Origin of the sequence: Bifidobacterium sp. ESL0800, from assembly GCF_029395355.1 — a bacterium.
Lineage (GTDB): Bacteria > Actinomycetota > Actinomycetes > Actinomycetales > Bifidobacteriaceae > Bifidobacterium.
In genome coordinates this window covers 1,291,363-1,307,115 of the sequence record NZ_CP113913.1, presented here as the reverse complement: position 1 = coordinate 1,307,115, position 15,753 = coordinate 1,291,363, and the positions used below count along the sequence as shown (strand labels likewise).

The window sequence follows — 15,753 nt, the reverse complement described above, 5'->3', positions numbered from 1 at the left end:
GTTATGTCCAGGATAGCGCAGAATGACGTTTCTTTCGTGTGGGGAATTGCGGTCTGTCGCTATTCGGCGCACAAGTTTTTTGGTCTTATCCCTCCAACAGCCAATCAAGGGCGTAAACCTGACGAATGCCGTTGTGGCTGGTGGGGCGTTCGTCGTCCAGGGTGATGAGGGTCTTGGGGTAGTTGTCGTCGATGGAGCGGAACGAGGAGAGCTCGCGCTCCAAGGTTTTGGGGTTGTGGACCGATTCCGAGACCTGATAGTAGGCTGGGCCATCCACGCCATTGGTGACGAAATCGATTTCTCCGCCGGTGCTTTGCCCGACGTATACCGTTCCTGCGCGTCGCTTGAGCTCGAGGAACACGATGTTCTCCAAGATTCGGCCGGTATCGCGGACTTTGCCGGAAACGAGTATGCGGCGCAGCCCCATGTCGACGGCGTAGTATTTGCGTTCCTGCTTGAGGATGCGTTTGCCTTTCACGTCGTAGCGCTGGGCCGGGTAGAGGATGAACGCGGAGCAAAGCGCCTCCAACAGATTGGTTACCGTAGGCGCAGAGATGCGGGTGCCGAACGAGGTCATCGTGTCGCTGATGGTTTTCGCCGTCGTCAGGTTGCCGATGTTGTCGAACATGAAACGAGTGACCGCCTCCACCGCTCCGGTGCGGGTGCTTCCTAGACGTTGTGACACGTCCTTGATGAGAATGGTGTTGAGGATGCCTTCCAGATAGTCGTGGATGAGGGTGTCGTCGCCGTCGAATTCTGTGGTAGCGGGGAAGGACCCGTCATGGATGTAGCGTGACCAGGTTCGTTGGATTGATTCCGCTTCCGGCGCCGCTGAACAGTACTCGGCGAACGAAAGCGGCATGACCGGTATCTCTACGTATCGGCCAGAAATGAGCGTGGCGAGCGTGCCGTTCAGAAGCATCGCGTTCGAGCCGGTGACGTACGGGTCGATGTCCGGGTGGGTCTGCAGGCTGTCGAGGACCTTTTGGAAGTCGGGCACATTTTGGATTTCGTCAAGCATCACATAGTGTGTTCCCGTGCCTTGGCAATGCTCGATGATGAATTCGTGGAGCCGGTGATAGTCGAGCAGCGGCTCGTTCTCAAGTTGTTCCAGATTGACGGAGATGATGTGGTCGCGGGGCACCCCGGTCGAGATGAGGCGATTGGCGAACAGTTCCAGGATGGTTGATTTGCCGCAGCGCCGCACGCCGGTGACCACCTTGATGACAGGCTTGTCCCGCCATTGTTCCAAGTGATGGAGATATTGCGGTCTGTCGATCATGATGCCTCGAATGCATAAGTTGAAAAGTGTTTTTTAACTTCTCGTAAAAATATATCAAGTTAAAAAGTATTTTTCAACTTGGTTAAGAAGGTGCATAAGTTAAAAAGTATTTTTCAACTTATTGGACTCTGGCCCCGTGGTAGTTGTCGCTGGAAGTGCTGAGCACAAAGGTCGTGAGATACGAACACTGGATTGGCGAGTTTCCGCCGGTTCTGGTTTTGTATCTCACGACCTTTGTGCTGCTCGTGCGTTAAACACCGTCACTGTTCGAACGGGTACTTCAGGCCCCACTCGCCACGGATCTGGTCCATGAGCTTCATGATGCGCAGGGTGTCGGCGTGGGGCATCTCAACGCACTCGCTCTTGCCGTCGAGGATCGCGTTGGCGGCGCTCGCCACCTCGTACTCGTAGCCGGTGAGCTGCGCGGGGACGTCGACATGGCGGGTGAGGCGATGGTCGAGACCGTAGAGGTCGATGCCTTCGATGTTGTTGATATTTTGGCAGACCATGTATCCCTTGGTGCCCCAGATGGACCCGGTTCGGTCCGAAGGACACATCATCGAGGCCGTGGCCGTGGCCATCACGCCATCGCTGTAGTGCAGGGCGATGGAATCGGTCGCGTCCACGCCGGTCTTGTAGGGGACCATGGAGGTCTCGATCTCGGAAATCGTGCGCTCGCTGGTGTCGGCGCCGAGCGCCATGTCGAAGAAGTTCAGCGGATAGACCCCGACGTCGAGCAGCGCCCCGCCTGCCATCTCGGGGTCGGTCATGCGGGCCTTGTGCGTGGTGGGGTAGCAGAGGTTGGCCGTCGCGGCCTGCACTTCGCCGATTTCGCCGGAGGAGATGATGTCGGCGACGAGCGCGCGCGAGGGCATGTAGCGCGTCCAGATGGCCTCGCAGCAGAGCAGCCCGGTCTCGTGGGCAGCATCAAGTAGTTCCTGCGCCTGCGCGGTGTTGGCGGTGAACGACTTCTCGACCAGGATGTTCTTGCCGGCTTTGAGGCACGCGATGCCTTGCTCGGCATGCAGCGCGTGCGGCGTGGCGATATAGACGAGGTCGACCTTCGGGTCGGCCAGCAGCTCGTCGTAGGAACCGTACGAGACATCGAACCCGTATTTATTCGCGAAATCCGAGGCTCGGCCGGCGTCGCGCGCGGCGACCGCATACGGTTCGATCAAGCTGCTATATCGCGGATCGCCGGTCATCTTCACCAGCGTATCGGCCATTGATTTCGCGATGCCGCCCGCGCCCAAAATCGCGACATTGACTTTGAGCCCTTTTTCCTCCGCTTCGGTGCGGTTACCGTTCAATCTGCTCATTGTTATCTCCTTGCGCATCGCAAATGAATATATGACCAGTCTAGAAGAGGGTATTCCTCATATGATCGCCGAATAACGGAAACGGGTCTTTGAGCTGTATGGCGTATAAAAAGGTGCCGCAACCCTATCGTTTGCGACACCTAATACGTGGATCTTTGATTCTTGCTTATTTGACCGCAGAACTATGCCTTGGCTGCAGCTGCCTTCGCGGTTTCGACTTTGGCGTCGGCCTCGTCGGCCGCGACCAAGCCCTTCTTCTCGTCGTGGCGACGCCACCAGGAGGAGAGCACCGAGCCGGAGATGTTGTGCCAGACGCTGAAGAACGTCGAGGGGATCGCGGTGATCGGAGCTGTGGCGAAGGAGGTCAGCGCCAGCGTGGCGCCCAGGCCGGAGTCCTGCATGCCGACCTCGAAGGTGATAGCCTTCTGCTGCGCGTAGCCGAAGCCCTTCGGATAGACCTTGTACATGAGCCTTGAGAAGCCGAAGCCGAGCCCGTAGCCGCACAGGTTGTGCAGGATGACCACGGGAATGGCCAGCGCGGTGGCCGTGCTGAAGAGGCCGGCGTGGTTGGCGGCGACGACGATGCCGATGATCAGGAGGATCGCGGTCTGCGAGATGATCGGCAGCACGTCGGTGACCTTGGAGATCTTGTCTTTGAAGATGGTGTGGCAGATCACGCCGAGCGCGACGGGGATAAGCACCACCTTGACGGCGGTCAGGAAGAGCGACTGCCAGGGAATCGCCACGTACTTCGAGGCGAGCAGCTGCATCAGCAGCGGAATCATGAACGGCGCGAGCAGGGTGGAAAGCAGGCCGATGGAGACGTCGAGCGCCACGTCGCCTCGTGCCAGGAAGCTCATCACGTTCGACGAGGTCCCGGACGGGCAGCAGCCCACGAGGATGACGCCGACGGCGAGCGGGCCGTCGAGGTGGAAGATGGCGCAAAGGGCGACGGCGATAAGCGGCATGATGACGTAATGGGCCACGGTGCCGACGATGACCATCAGCGGCTGCTTCAGAATTCGTGCGAAATCCTCAAGCGAAAGCGTCAGGCCCATGCCGAAGAGCACAATGCCCAAGAGCCAGCTGGTGTCATGCTTGGCCCATTCGCTGGTCTGCGGGACGAAGTAATTGAACACCGCCCAGACAATGACGATCAGCGTGAACCATTTGGTGATCCAATCCGCTACCTTTTTTACCTTTTCCATCTTCCTTCAACCTCTTTCCCTGTTTTTGGGTATGCGAGCCATGCTAGGGAGAAGTTTTCCGAATCGGTCGATTTGTCTCAAAAATAGAAACCTTCTGTCCGTATAGTGGACATATATTGAGTCGACAATGGTGATGCTGCTCGAATCCCGGCGGGTTTAGCGGCTGTCTGCTGTTAATCTTGCCGTGTGTCAGGCGGTGAAGCGGCAAACATTGGTTATGATCTGTTGCGAGTTCCTTCTTGTATTTGTCTCATGCTGAAAGTGGAATGGAGGCGTGACGCGTCAATCGAAAGATCCGGAGAAATACGGACGGGGCACCCGCAGCTATACGATGTCGCATATCCGCGGCAAAAACACGAAAATCGAAGTGCTGGTCCGTTCCTATCTGTTCCGCCGTGGGTTGCGTTTTCGCAAGAACGACAAGCGTTACCCGGGCCACCCGGACGTCGTGCTGCCCAAGTGGCACACAATCGTCTTCGTCAACGGCTGCTTCTGGCATATGCACGCTGGTTGCACGAAATTCTCGATGCCCAAGTCCAATGTCGAGTTCTGGACGGCCAAGCTGGTGCGCAACCGCGACCGCGACATCCGTCAGCGAGCCGAGCTCGAGGCCGCCGGTTGGAAGGTTCTTACGGTTTGGGAATGCGAGCTGACCAAAAGTCGCCGCGAGGATACGCTGGAACGGCTTTATCGCCGGATTGTAGGCGACGAGGTTGCCGAAAGCTGAGGAATCGTCACCGGTTTGCGTGTCTTTTCCGCCGATACGTTGGTTTGCAGGAATTTTGAGACGTCGAGAAGGCTGTTCTCGTCGCGATTTTCCGGTGAGGCATAGCTGCTGAAAGTCTGCGATGCTGAGGAAACGGCTTGTGGCGTAATCTTCCGATCGGTCCAGATTTGCCGGCTTTCACGACCGTGAGCGGGCTTAGTGTGTCACAAAATCCCGAGAAGCAGGAGTGACGAAATCACGTCGCTTACTGCTGCAGCTCCTCCAGCTGTTTCTTGGCCTTGTGAAGACGCACGAAGATCTCGTTGCGTTTCGCACCGTCTTTCGCGCGGGCGTGGTCGCCTTCCAGCTTGGCTATTTGGGCGGTGAGCTCGGCGATTGCCGTCTGCTTGGCCAGTCGCGCGTCGAGGTTGCTGCCGTCGTCGTCGCCGAAAATGACCTGGGCGCACAGGCTCTGCCATACTTCATCGAGCGTTTCGCCGTTCACCGACAGCGCCGCGGCTTGGGGCTTTTGCCATGTGCCGACGTAGGTCCGCATTTGCGACTCCCCTTGATGCCCGGCGCGAACCGGCAGAATGCGTTGCAACGCTAATGCGCATTGCGTCTCGCCGCTTTTGGGTTGGGAAGCGTTGCCGTTGGCGCTCGACGGGTTGACGCCGCTGTTGTTCTCGTCGCCAAACCTCACGTCGCGGACGCAGACGAAGAGAATGTTCGAGCCCGAACGCAGTTTCGCGATATGTTCCATCACCTCGATGGGCGCGTCCTTGCAGTTCTGTTCGATGCCCATCACCAGAACTTCGCGGACTTTCCTGCCGGCAGCGACGCCGATGGTGTTCGGGCGCAGCAGGGCAAGCATGGTGATCGATGCCACGTCTCCGACGAAGCGCTGCTTGAGCCGCGAGGAAACCGGCGGCTTCAAATAAAACATCTGTTTGGGAAGTGCGCTTTTGGCCTCCGGGATGGCGCAAGTTGCAGGCAAGCCGAGTGTGGGGGCTGATATGGTCCCGCAGTGTGCAACAGTCATTGTTGGCCTTCCTTTGCCTTGGGCGGTATCTTGCCGTTTCATATTGACGACCTATGGTTTAAGACTAATCGCAATTGCCGATTATTAAAGTATTGCGTAACGCGGAGCGTCGCGATTCGCAATCTTAACCGGGAATGGAAATCTGGAATTGTCGGTTGCAACCGTGGTGCGTCGTCGTTTTCGGCGCCTTCGACCGGGCTCTGCGTTTCGGGATCTACGCGCCGTGGCGTACCGGACAGGATTCCGTGTACAATACAATATGTTGCCCGGGTAGCTCAGGGGATAGAGCACCGCTCTCCTAAAGCGGGTGTCGTGAGTTCGAATCTCATTCCGGGCACAGATCTTCTTTGAGGGCAAGGGACAATCCGACTGGTATCGAGGATTGAAGCTGATTCGTCTTTCCGTGTTTTCATCGTGGCTCTCGTTTTTCCGCGGGCTGTGGATTCGTTTGCGAATATGTTGCTTCGTCTCTTTTGCTGTTCGCGTTCACATCGAACCCACAGCCAAAACCACGATCAATCGGATTTGTGTTTCTCTATCAGGCCTGCACGTAACTGTCTGTAGGGGATTGGTAGCCGCAGTTCATCATTTCGCTGTTGTAGGCGATCACGCCCTCGCCTTTGGCAGGCAGCACGATGAGGCCGCCATAGCCGCGGTGGGCGGCGATGTCGTCGAGCGTGTCGCTTGCGGAATCCAAGGCGCTCTGCTTGGCGAACCTTACGCGCTCGGAGACCTGATGGCAGGCCACCGTGCGGATATATGCCTCGCCGATGCCGGTGCCGGAGGCGGCCACAGTCTCGTCGTTGGCGTAGGTGCCGCATCCCGGCAGCGGGGTGTCGCCGACGCGGCCGTGCATCTGGTTGGTGATGCCGCCGGTGGAGGTCGCTGCGGCGAGGTGGCCCTGTGCGTCGCGGGCGACGGCGCCGATGGTGCCGTGCTTCTCCCACTCGTCGCCGTCCCTCTGGGCTTCCAGCAGCGACTGTTTGCGCTGCTCGGTGATGAAATAGCTTTCCTCGCGTGTCTCGACGCCCCAGTCTTCAAGCTCCTTGTCCTGCGGTTCGGCGAAGAGGACGTGCTTGGTCTGCTCTTTGACGGCTCGTGCGGCGTCGATGGGGTTCTTGACCGTGCGTACGCCCGTGACCGCCCCGACCTCGCCGTCGCCGCCCATCAGGCAGGCGTCCATCTGGGCGATGCCGTCGCTGGTCAGCGCGGCTCCGCGGCCGGCGTTGAACTCTGGTGCGTCCTCCATGACGTGGACGGCGGCGACGACGGCTTCCTCGGCGCTGGCTCCGGCCTCAAGTTGCGCATATCCTGCCTCAAGCGCCCGCTCGAGATCCTTCCTGGTCTGCGCCACGCGTTCGGGGGTGCTGTGCCTGCCGCGGCCGCCGGCGCCGCCGTGGATGACGAGCAGGATGCCGTCTTCGCCGCCTTTGGTGACGATTGATTTGACGGGTAGGGTGGTCGTAGCCATGGGTTCGTGTTCCTTTCGACTGATTGCTGGCGCTGACGCCAGAGTTGATACAAGGGTATAGTACGCCGGTGGGCCAGCGAAACGCGGTCGAAAATCACGATGCCGTTTTTGAGATTGTTGGGTACATGTTGTTGGTTTGTCTATATACTGTCTTTGTTGTTGAACAGATTGGCTTCTATTCACATCGAGTTCTCTAGACCGATGTTGGGCGTCTTCCGCGTCTATGGAGCCATGACCAGGGGGAAGAAATATGGTATCGAAACAATTGGGGAAACGTCTCGCTGCGGCTGCGCTGGCCGGCGCGACGATGGTATCGATGGCGGCCTGCGGGTCGGGCCAGGCCAAGACCGCCAACGCGAAACACGGCAGTACCAGCAGCATCATCTCGGTGAACAACACCGAACCGTTGAGCGCCTTGGTGCCGGCAGACACCAACGAAATGGGCGGAAGCCGCATCATCCGCTACCTGTTCGAGGGGCTGGTGAGCTTTGATGCCAAGGGCAGGCAGCATATGGAGGTCGCCAAGTCCATTACGGCCAACGCTGATTCCACGCAATACGCCATCAAGCTCAACGACGGCTGGAAATTCACCAACGGCGAGGCCGTCACCGCCCAATCCTTCGCCAAGGCCTGGAGCTTCGCGGCCAATGCGAAACACGCCCAGAAACAAGCCAGCCGAATGTCGATCATCAAGGGGTACGACGCGTTGCAGAAACCGGACGCCGCCGACGACGCCCAGCTTTCCGGTCTCCAGACCCCCGACGATCACACGCTGATCGTGACCTTGAACGCCCCGGATTCGGTGTTCCCCACCCAGGTCTCCCATCAGTCGTTCGCCCCGCTGCCCAGCGTGGCCTACAAGGACATCAAGGCGTTCGGCAAGCATCCGATCGGCGACGGCCCTTACATGTTCAAATCGTGGAGGCCCAACACGAGCATCACGGTGGTGAAGAATCCGGATTACCGCGGCAGCCGCAAGGTGATGAACGGCGGCATCGAATATCGTGATTATTCCAGTCCGGATGCGGCGTACGCCGATGTGCAATCCGGAAATCTCGACCTCCTGATGGACGTGCCGCAGTCTGCCTTGAAGACGTTCCGCACCGATTCGACCATCAAAGCCTATAGCCAGCCTGGTTCCGTCTATATGGGCATCGTCATCCCCGAACGTCTTGCGCATTTCGGGCTGAACAAGGAAGGCGACCTGCGTCGTCAGGCGATTTCCATGGCCATCGACCGCAATCAGATCATCGACAAGGTCTTCTACAACACCAAGACGGCCGCCACCGACTTCACTTCGCCGGGCGTTCCCGAGCATCAGAAGAACCTCAAAGGCACCGCGAACCTGCGTCATAACGCGGCCAAGGCGAAGCAGTTGTGGAAACAGGCCGACGCGATTTCCCCGTTCAAGCAGAAGCTCACCATATCCTATCCGACCGATGGCGGCCATAAGCCGTGGATCGAAGCGGTGTGCAACCAACTGAAGAACACCTTGGGCGTGGACGCCGTGGCGGATGCCTACCCGACGATGAGCGACATGCTCAAGCGCGTGCTGGACCGCAGCATCCAGACCCCCTATTTCTCCGGATGGTCGCTCGACTATCCCTCCGCCGAGGATTACATGACCCCGCTCTACTCCTCCGAATCGGCCGATGGGCATGGCACCAACAACGGCGACTACAAGAACCCGCAATTCGACGCGGCACTGCTCAAAGCGAAGTCGGAGAAGGACGTGGCCAAGCGCACCGCCGATTTCAACGCGGCCCAGGAGATCCTCCTGAACGACTTGCCGGCCATCCCGATGTGGTGCAACAACGTGTCGGCGGCTTCCTCGCCGAGCGTGGGCAATGTGCATTTCGACTATACGAATGTGCCGACCTATAACACCATTACCAAGTAGGCTTTCCATTAGCGAATAGGCTTTTCGCTGAAGGGGCGGTTTCCATGCTTAAGTGTGGGAAACGCCCCCTTTCCGTCTCTGCTGAAGATGCTTGGCTAAGGCTTGCCGGAAACTGTGTACAGATTTCTGTCGGATTCCCGTGTTTCCCACCGCTCTTTCCGGGTCCTCTATATGATGGGACGAACAGCGTCTGCTGTCGGTGCCATATGTAATGCGAAGGGTAATGTGAAGACCAAAGCCAAAACCAAAGCTCAGACTAAAGCGGTGTCGAAACGTACGGCGAAATCGAAGGCAAAGCCGAAACCCGCACCGAAAGCGAAGAAGCGCGGCGGTTTTCTGCGTGCGATTGTTGCGCTGCTGGCTTGGCTGTGTCTTCTTGTGGCCCTGTTGGGCACGTTCAGCCGTGAGCTGCCCGAGGAGCTGCAGTCGTTGCCCTATGTGCCTGCGGTTGCCGCGTTTACCCCGTGGTTTGCCTTGCTCGCTCTTCTGGCGCTGTTGCTTGCGTTGGTGTCGCGCAGATGGATGGCCGCGCTGTTGGCCATCGCGTGTCTTGGATTTCAGGGATGGCGGCAATATCCGTATTTCGTCGCTCAGACCCATCTTGACGCTGCCGCGATTTCGGCGGTCGGCGAAAACCATGCCGATATCCACGATTCCTATGCCCGAGTAATGACCGTCAATGTCTACAAAGGCCGGGCTTCGGCCAAGGCGATCGTCGATGCGGTGCGCGACCAGCGCGTGGAAGTGCTGGCGCTGCAGGAGACCACGAAGCCGTTCGTGCGCGCCCTCAGCGCTGAAGGTATCGACGAGTACCTGCCTTACTCGCAGATCTCCTCGTCGGACGGCAAGTACGGCAACGCACTGTTTTCGGCCACGGCGTTGGATTCGCCGGCGGACGACGACGTCGATTCCAGCGCTTCCTTCATGCCAGGCGGCACTGTTTCGTTTGCCGGCGGCAAGATGCCCGTCCGCTTCGTTTCGGTGCATACCACGTCTCCGAAACCGGGTTATTGGACGCAGTGGCACGCCTCGCTTGATGACGTGGCGACGATGCGCTCGCACAAGCACACCAGATATGTGCTGATGGGTGATTTCAACGCGACCACCGATCACACACCGTTGCGCAACATCTTGGGTTCGCGTTTCCACGATGCCGCACAAAGTTCCGGCAGCGGGTTCGTCTTCACGTGGCCGGCGAACAGACCCGGTCTTCCCAAATTCGCGGGCATCGACCATATCGTCCTGGACCGGGGAATCGTCGCCGGGCAGGTCGGCACAGTCGCGATTCCCGGGTCGGATCACGCCGCGTTGCTCGCGACCATCGCGGTGAAATGACCCGAAAATTGTGACACGATACACATTCATCTACATGGGTGGCTAAGATGGGAGGCAGGCAGTTGAATGCCGAACGTACAAGTGAGATTACAACGAGGAGTGCTCATGGACGAGAAAACATTGGTAGACAAGCTTTCCAAGGTTACTACCATCACTGATTTGCAGGCGGTCGCCAAGGAGATCGGAAAGCCTATGACCGTTGAGCAGGCCGACAAGGCGCTGAACCGTCTCTTCGGCGCGGAAAACGATACTGGCGAACTGATGGGTGATTCCGTGGCGAAGGCCGCGAAGGACATCTTCGGCTGAGTTTGTAGTCTTAGAAACAAAGGGTTGGGTCCTGTTCCAATGTCATGACTGGAACAGGACCCAACCCTTTACTTATATGACTTATATGCGTTGAATAGGTCACACCGCGTTGGAGATGGCCTCCACGCTCGCCTTCGCATCACCGAAGAGCATCGCGGTGTTGTCGTTGAAGAACAGCGGATTCTGCACGCCGGCGTAACCGGTGCCCATCGAACGCTTCAGGACGACGACCTGCCTGGCCTCCCAGACGTGCAGCACGGGCATGCCGGCGATGGGGGAGTTCGGGTCTTCGGCGGCCGCCGGGTTGACGGTGTCGTTGGCGCCGATGACCAGCACCACGTCGGTGTCGGCAAAGTCGTCGTTGATCTCGTCCATTTCCATGACGATATCGTAGGGCACCTTGGCCTCGGCCAGCAGCACGTTCATGTGTCCAGGCAGACGTCCGGCCACCGGATGGACGGCGAAACGGACTTCGACACCCTGCGCGCGCAGCTTCTCGACCAAGCCGGCCACGGCCTGCTGGGCCTTGGCGACGGCCATGCCGTAACCGGGAGCGATGATGACCGAGTGGGCGTCCTTGAGCATCTGCGCCACGTCGGCGGCGTTGGTCTCGTGGACTTCACCCTGGATCTCCTTGGCGTCGCCCGACTTGGCGGGCTTCTCGCCGAAACCGCCGAGGATGACGGAGACAAACTTGCGGTTCATGGCCTTGCACATCAGGTAGGAGAGGATGGCGCCGGAAGCGCCGACCAGCGAGCCGGTGATGATCAGCAGGTTGTTGTCGAGCATGAAGCCCGATGCGGCCGCCGCCCAGCCCGAATAGGAGTTGAGCATCGAGATGACCACCGGCATATCGCCGCCGCCGATGGCCGCCACCATGTGCAGGCCGAGCAGCAGGGCCAGCACGGTCATGATGGCCAGCGGCCAGATCGAGTTGGTGGGGATGAACCAGGCGATCATCGCGATCATGACGATGAAGACAATCAGGTTGATGAGGTTATGGCCGGGGATGAGCAGCGGCTTGGACTTGATCTTGGCCGAAAGCTTCAGGTAGGCGATGATCGATCCGGTGAAGGTCACCGCTCCGATCAGCACGCCGATATAGGTCTCGGCCAGATGCGCGCCGTTCGGGCTTTTTTCGGTCAGCCACGAATTGTAGCCGATCAGCACGGCCGAGATGCCCACGAAGCTGTGGAGCATCGCGATCAGCTCCGGCATCTGTGTCATCTCGACGGTGCGTGCCTTGTAAATGCCGAAGGAGGCGCCGATGATGAAGACCAGGGCGATCAAAAGGGCCGTCACCCACACGGGACGGGCCGAGTCGACCAAGGCCAGTGCGATGGTCGCGACGATGGCGATGGCCATGCCGATCATGCCGAGGATGTTGCCGCGGCGGGCGGTTTCCTGCTTGGAGAGACCTGCCAGAGAGAGAATGAACAGTACTGCCGCCAATAGGTAGGCGGATTGGGCGATGGATTCGAGTGTCATGATTTCACGCGTCCTTCCTGAACATGCTGAGCATTCGGTAGGTCACCAGGAACCCGCCGAACACGTTGATCGAGGCGATGGCCGCCGAAATCACGGCCAGAACCGTCACGAGCGTATTCGCCGAGCCGATCTGCAGCAGCGAGCCGATGAGGATGATGCCCGAGATGGCGTTCGTCTGGCTCATCAGCGGTGTGTGCAGCGAATGCGTGACGTTCGAGACGACGTAATAACCGACGAAAATCGCGAGGATGAAGATCGAGAACGTCATCGTAAGCTTCGAGTCGGCGAACGCCAACGCGACGGCGAGCAGGATGGCCGCAATGGCCATGAGCACGGTGTTGCGTTTGTTCTTTTGTGCCGCAATAGCGGCTTCCTTGGCCTTGGCGGCTTGCTCTTGGGCCTGTTTTTCCTCGGGGGTGAGTTGTTTGGCTTTGTCATCGGCCTTGGCCGCGGCGGAAACCGCAACCTTTGGCGGCGGCCACAGTATCTTGCCCTCCTGGGTCACGGTCATGCCGCGCTGCACCTCGTCGTCAAGGTCGAGCGTGACTTGCCCGTCTTTCTTGGGTGTCAGAAGCTTCATCAGATTGACCACGTTGGTGCCGTACAGCTGCGAGGTCTGCTGGGGCATGCGACTGGCGAGGTCCGTGTAGCCGATGATGGTCACGCCGCCCTCGGTGGTGATCTTCTTGCCGGGCTGCGTCAGCTCGCAATCGCCGCCGCCGCTGGCCGCGAGGTCGACAATCACCGAACCGGGTTTCATACCGGCCACCGCTTCCTTGGTAATGGTCAGGACGCCTTGGCCACGCACCAGCGCGGTGGTGATGACGATATCGGCGTTCGCTGCCTCTTTGATGTAAAGCGCCAGCGTCGCCTTTTCCTGGTCGTCGCTCAGCGCTTTGGCGTAACCGGTGTCGGATTTCTCCTGCTGTGCACCCTCGGCGTGCACGAAGGTAGCACCGAGGGATTCGATCTGTTCGGCGGCTTCCGGGCGGACGTCGAAGGCGCGGACCTCGGCGCCCATCGAAGCGGCCGCGCCGATGGCGGCCAGCCCTGCCACGCCGCCGCCGATGACGAAGACCTTGGCCGGAGCCGTCTTGCCGGCTGCGGTGACTTGCCCGGCGAACATGCCGCCGTAGGATTGTGCGGCTTCGATGACCGCGCGGTAGCCGGAGACGTTCGACATGGTCGAAAGCACATCCAGCGACTGCGCTCGCGAGATGCGCGGCACCGCGTCGAGCGCCAGGGCCGTGATGTTGTGGTGGGCCAGGGTGTCGAGCAGCTCGGCGTTGCTGTGCGGTGCAAGGCGGGAGACCAGCATGGCACCCGGCTTCATCCGAGCGATTTGCTCAGGCGTCGGCGTGTCGACGGTCACTACGATGTCGGCGTTCCAGACATCCCCAGCCGCGCCGATTGTTGCGCCTGCCTCGTTGTAGTCGGTGTCGGAGAAACTTGCCTCTTCTCCGGCGTGGGTTTCGATAGAGACATCGTAACCGAGTTTTTTCAGCTGACCGACGGTTTTCGGCGTCGCCGCAACCAGCCTTTCACCCGGGGAGGTCTCCTTAGGTATTCCGATAATCACAGTTGTTCCTTTCATGGGGCCATGATGCTTAAGCATCATCATAGTTACTGCACAACTTCTCTGTTGCTTTTACATCCCGTCTTTGGGCACTTTTCAGTTACCAGTATAGCCGTTCGTTGCAAAGTACCGAGAATAAGAATCATGCATTTCTCGACGCGCGTGAAGACGGAATCTAACCTCGAGTTACTCGAGGTTAGACTGCTGAGCCGTTAAAAACGAAGCACTGTGAGCTTCGTTTAGGCAATGTGAGCGCGCTCGACGCGCGTGAAGACGGAATCTAACCTCGAGTTACTCGAGGTTAGATTGCGTACCGGCCGTCGCCGCCGTCGACTGCTGCTCGGCCTCGGCGTTTTCGAGCTTGGCGCGCACCTCGTTTAAGAGGCTTTGCGCACGCTTGGCCAGCGCCTCGCCGACCTCCCACTGGTGCATCGATTGGTCGAGGTTCAGGCCACCGGCCTCCAGCGCCTGCACGGCCTTGATGAGGTTGTCGCGCGCCTCTTCGTACGGCATCTGCGCGATCTGATCGCGTTCCTTGTCGGTGAGGCTCGAAGCCGGAGCCTCTGCCTTGGTGTTTTCGTTCTTGTTGTCTGCCGCATCTTTGGTTGCTGTTGCCATCGTTAGTCCTTATATTTTTGTTCTATTGCTTGATGTTATTGGATATTCGTGGTGCCGTGAAGCTGCCGCCGTTTCCGTTATTTCGGATTGACGGTTTTCGCCTCCGTGACCACCTCGCCCTTCTTAAGGGTCAAAGTCAGTGTGTCGCCGGGGGAGACCACCGAAGCGTTGTCGAGCACGTGTCCGTTGGCCGCCTGCACCACGGCATACCCGCGGTCGAGCGTGGACTGCGGGCTCAGGGCCTTGAGGCTGGCGTGCAGCTTTTCGACGGTCAGGCTGGCGTCGTCCACGATTCTGGTCAGTCCCAGCTGCATGCGCTGCACTGATTCGTCCAGGAAACGCTGGTGCGGCTCGAGCATCGTGCGCGGATGGGTGAGGCTTGGCCGGTTTGCGTAGCCTTCGATGACGCGGATTTCGTTGTCGACGCGGGCGCGAACGCGCATGTTCATCTGCGTGCGGGCGTTGGCGATGAGCTGCCATTGCTCGCGCACGTCCGGCACCACTTTCTTGGCGGCGTCGGTGGGGGTGGAAGCGCGCAGATCGCTGGCCAGATCGATCAGCGTCCAGTCATCCTCGTGGCCGACGGCCGAAATGATAGGAGTGACGCAGGCTGCGGTGGCTCGCACCACGCCTTCGTCGGAGAAACCGATAAGGTCCTCGAAACTGCCGCCGCCACGTGCCACGATGATGACGTCCACGTCCGGGTCGGCGTCAAGCTTTTGGATCGCGGCGGTGACCTCCTGTGGGCACTGCACGCCTTGGACGTGCGCGTGCACCACCTTGAATTTCACGGCCGGCCAGCGCAGGTTGACGTTGGTGATGACGTCGCCTTCCGCGCGTGCCTGGGGGGCGCAGATCAGGCCGATGCACTTCGGGAATTCCGGCAGCGTCACCTTGTTCTCGGCGTCGAACAGGCCTTCGCCTTTGAGCTTCTTGCGCAGCTCGTCGATCTGGGCCTTGAGGTCGCCGGCGCCGATGCGGCGGATGTCGTCGGCCACAAAGCTCAGGCGCGTGGCCTTGATCCACACGTCGGGCTTGCCGTGGATGACCACGCGGTCGCCTTGGTGGAAGCCCGAGGCCATGGCCACGAAGTTGCGGAAGCCCATCACCGATATCGAGATGTCCTCGAAATTGTCGCGCAGGGTGATATAGCCGGAACTGGCGCGGCGCATGTTGATTTCGACGATCTGCCCCTCGACCCATGAACCGGGCCAGCGGCGCACGGCGTCATGGTATTTCTGGCTGACCACGCTCACCGGCCAGGGGTTCTCGGGCGTGGTGTCGCGCGCGAGCCGCGGCAGCTCGCCGGGACGTCTCAACCCAAGTTGGCCCCCCGGTCCCGGATCGGTGCCCGGACTTGCGTTTTGGTTGGGTGCCGCATACCCATATCTCGTGTTGAATGCCATGATTCCACAATCCTCTTGATGAAGGACAAGGAAGGCTATCTTGAGACGAATATCAAGATTCCTTGATTCGAGGCTGGACAAATGTTCAAGGTTTTT

13 protein-coding genes and 1 tRNA gene are annotated in these 15,753 nt (G+C 59.3%); 5 read left to right on the top strand and 9 right to left on the bottom strand.

Annotation, left to right across the window (positions count from 1 at the left end; all coding sequences use genetic code 11):
• Nucleotides 1-85: 85 nt before the first annotated feature.
• The 3 genes from OZX75_RS05235 to OZX75_RS05225 form a co-directional block, all read right to left on the bottom strand.
• Nucleotides 86-1,282, bottom strand: a complete 1,197-nt coding sequence (locus OZX75_RS05235; protein WP_277145623.1) for an ATP-binding protein — start codon at nucleotides 1,280-1,282, stop codon at nucleotides 86-88.
• A 260-nt stretch (nucleotides 1,283-1,542) separates the two neighbouring features.
• Entirely contained in the window at nucleotides 1,543-2,601 is a 1,059-nt protein-coding gene (locus OZX75_RS05230; RefSeq protein ID WP_277145622.1) for a Gfo/Idh/MocA family protein, read from the bottom strand.
• A 182-nt stretch (nucleotides 2,602-2,783) separates the two neighbouring features.
• Nucleotides 2,784-3,809: a bile acid:sodium symporter family protein gene (locus OZX75_RS05225; protein WP_277145621.1), complete on the bottom strand. Its 1,026-nt coding sequence runs from the start codon at nucleotides 3,807-3,809 to the stop codon at nucleotides 2,784-2,786.
• A gap of 274 nt (nucleotides 3,810-4,083) precedes the next feature.
• Here OZX75_RS05225 and OZX75_RS05220 point away from each other — a divergent pair, with 274 nt between their 5' ends.
• The gene (locus OZX75_RS05220; RefSeq protein WP_277145620.1) at nucleotides 4,084-4,536 is read left to right on the top strand and encodes a very short patch repair endonuclease; all 453 of its coding nucleotides are present in this window, start codon (nucleotides 4,084-4,086) and stop codon (nucleotides 4,534-4,536) included.
• 244 nt (nucleotides 4,537-4,780) lie between these two features.
• On the opposite strand, the gene OZX75_RS05215 is transcribed toward OZX75_RS05220, so the two are convergent.
• Nucleotides 4,781-5,557, bottom strand: a complete 777-nt coding sequence (locus tag OZX75_RS05215) for a DUF4391 domain-containing protein (protein WP_277145619.1) — start codon at nucleotides 5,555-5,557, stop codon at nucleotides 4,781-4,783.
• Between the two features lie 264 nt (nucleotides 5,558-5,821).
• On the opposite strand from OZX75_RS05215, the gene OZX75_RS05210 reads away from it, so the two are divergent.
• Nucleotides 5,822-5,894, top strand: a tRNA-Arg gene (locus OZX75_RS05210).
• Between the two features lie 201 nt (nucleotides 5,895-6,095).
• Here OZX75_RS05210 and OZX75_RS05205 read toward each other — a convergent pair.
• A complete protein-coding gene (locus OZX75_RS05205; RefSeq protein ID WP_277145618.1) occupies nucleotides 6,096-7,028 on the bottom strand; it encodes an isoaspartyl peptidase/L-asparaginase family protein in 933 nt (310 codons plus the stop codon).
• 250 nt (nucleotides 7,029-7,278) lie between these two features.
• On the opposite strand from OZX75_RS05205, the gene OZX75_RS05200 reads away from it, so the two are divergent.
• The 3 genes from OZX75_RS05200 (at nucleotide 7,279) to OZX75_RS05190 (ending at nucleotide 10,569) form a co-directional block, all read left to right on the top strand.
• Entirely contained in the window at nucleotides 7,279-8,928 is a 1,650-nt protein-coding gene (locus OZX75_RS05200; RefSeq protein WP_277145617.1) for a peptide ABC transporter substrate-binding protein, read from the top strand.
• A gap of 174 nt (nucleotides 8,929-9,102) precedes the next feature.
• Entirely contained in the window at nucleotides 9,103-10,263 is a 1,161-nt protein-coding gene (locus OZX75_RS05195; protein WP_525930280.1) for an endonuclease/exonuclease/phosphatase family protein, read from the top strand.
• A 105-nt stretch (nucleotides 10,264-10,368) separates the two neighbouring features.
• Nucleotides 10,369-10,569 (top strand): hypothetical protein, encoded by a 201-nt coding sequence (locus tag OZX75_RS05190; protein ID WP_277145615.1) that lies wholly within the window; start codon nucleotides 10,369-10,371, stop codon nucleotides 10,567-10,569.
• Nucleotides 10,570-10,668: 99 nt separating this feature from the next.
• On the opposite strand, the gene pntB is transcribed toward OZX75_RS05190, so the two are convergent.
• The 4 genes from pntB to xseA form a co-directional block, all read right to left on the bottom strand.
• A complete protein-coding gene (pntB, locus tag OZX75_RS05185; protein WP_277145614.1) occupies nucleotides 10,669-12,057 on the bottom strand; it encodes a Re/Si-specific NAD(P)(+) transhydrogenase subunit beta in 1,389 nt (462 codons plus the stop codon).
• A gap of 4 nt (nucleotides 12,058-12,061) precedes the next feature.
• Nucleotides 12,062-13,651, bottom strand: a complete 1,590-nt coding sequence (locus OZX75_RS05180) for a Re/Si-specific NAD(P)(+) transhydrogenase subunit alpha (protein WP_277145613.1) — start codon at nucleotides 13,649-13,651, stop codon at nucleotides 12,062-12,064.
• A 273-nt stretch (nucleotides 13,652-13,924) separates the two neighbouring features.
• Nucleotides 13,925-14,251, bottom strand: coding sequence for an exodeoxyribonuclease VII small subunit (locus OZX75_RS05175; RefSeq protein WP_277145612.1), 327 nt, complete (start codon nucleotides 14,249-14,251; stop codon nucleotides 13,925-13,927).
• Nucleotides 14,252-14,328: 77 nt separating this feature from the next.
• A complete protein-coding gene (gene xseA / locus OZX75_RS05170; protein ID WP_277145611.1) occupies nucleotides 14,329-15,657 on the bottom strand; it encodes an exodeoxyribonuclease VII large subunit in 1,329 nt (442 codons plus the stop codon).
• Nucleotides 15,658-15,753 lie beyond the last annotated feature (96 nt).

Excerpts from the sequence above, each read along its gene's own strand:
- OZX75_RS05235 (WP_277145623.1), bottom strand. The coding sequence starts at position 1,282 with ATGATCGACAGACCGCAATATCTCCATCACTTGGAACAATGGCGGGAC.
- OZX75_RS05230 (WP_277145622.1), bottom strand. The coding sequence starts at position 2,601 with ATGAGCAGATTGAACGGTAACCGCACCGAAGCGGAGGAAAAAGGGCTC.
- OZX75_RS05225 (WP_277145621.1), bottom strand. The coding sequence starts at position 3,809 with ATGGAAAAGGTAAAAAAGGTAGCGGATTGGATCACCAAATGGTTCACG.
- OZX75_RS05215 (WP_277145619.1), bottom strand. The coding sequence starts at position 5,557 with ATGACTGTTGCACACTGCGGGACCATATCAGCCCCCACACTCGGCTTG.
- OZX75_RS05205 (WP_277145618.1), bottom strand. The coding sequence starts at position 7,028 with ATGGCTACGACCACCCTACCCGTCAAATCAATCGTCACCAAAGGCGGC.
- OZX75_RS05200 (WP_277145617.1), top strand. The coding sequence starts at position 7,279 with ATGGTATCGAAACAATTGGGGAAACGTCTCGCTGCGGCTGCGCTGGCC.
- OZX75_RS05195 (WP_525930280.1), top strand. The coding sequence starts at position 9,103 with ATGGGACGAACAGCGTCTGCTGTCGGTGCCATATGTAATGCGAAGGGT.
- OZX75_RS05190 (WP_277145615.1), top strand. The coding sequence starts at position 10,369 with ATGGACGAGAAAACATTGGTAGACAAGCTTTCCAAGGTTACTACCATC.
- pntB (WP_277145614.1), bottom strand. The coding sequence starts at position 12,057 with ATGACACTCGAATCCATCGCCCAATCCGCCTACCTATTGGCGGCAGTA.
- OZX75_RS05180 (WP_277145613.1), bottom strand. The coding sequence starts at position 13,651 with ATGAAAGGAACAACTGTGATTATCGGAATACCTAAGGAGACCTCCCCG.
- OZX75_RS05175 (WP_277145612.1), bottom strand. The coding sequence starts at position 14,251 with ATGGCAACAGCAACCAAAGATGCGGCAGACAACAAGAACGAAAACACC.
- xseA (WP_277145611.1), bottom strand. The coding sequence starts at position 15,657 with ATGGCATTCAACACGAGATATGGGTATGCGGCACCCAACCAAAACGCA.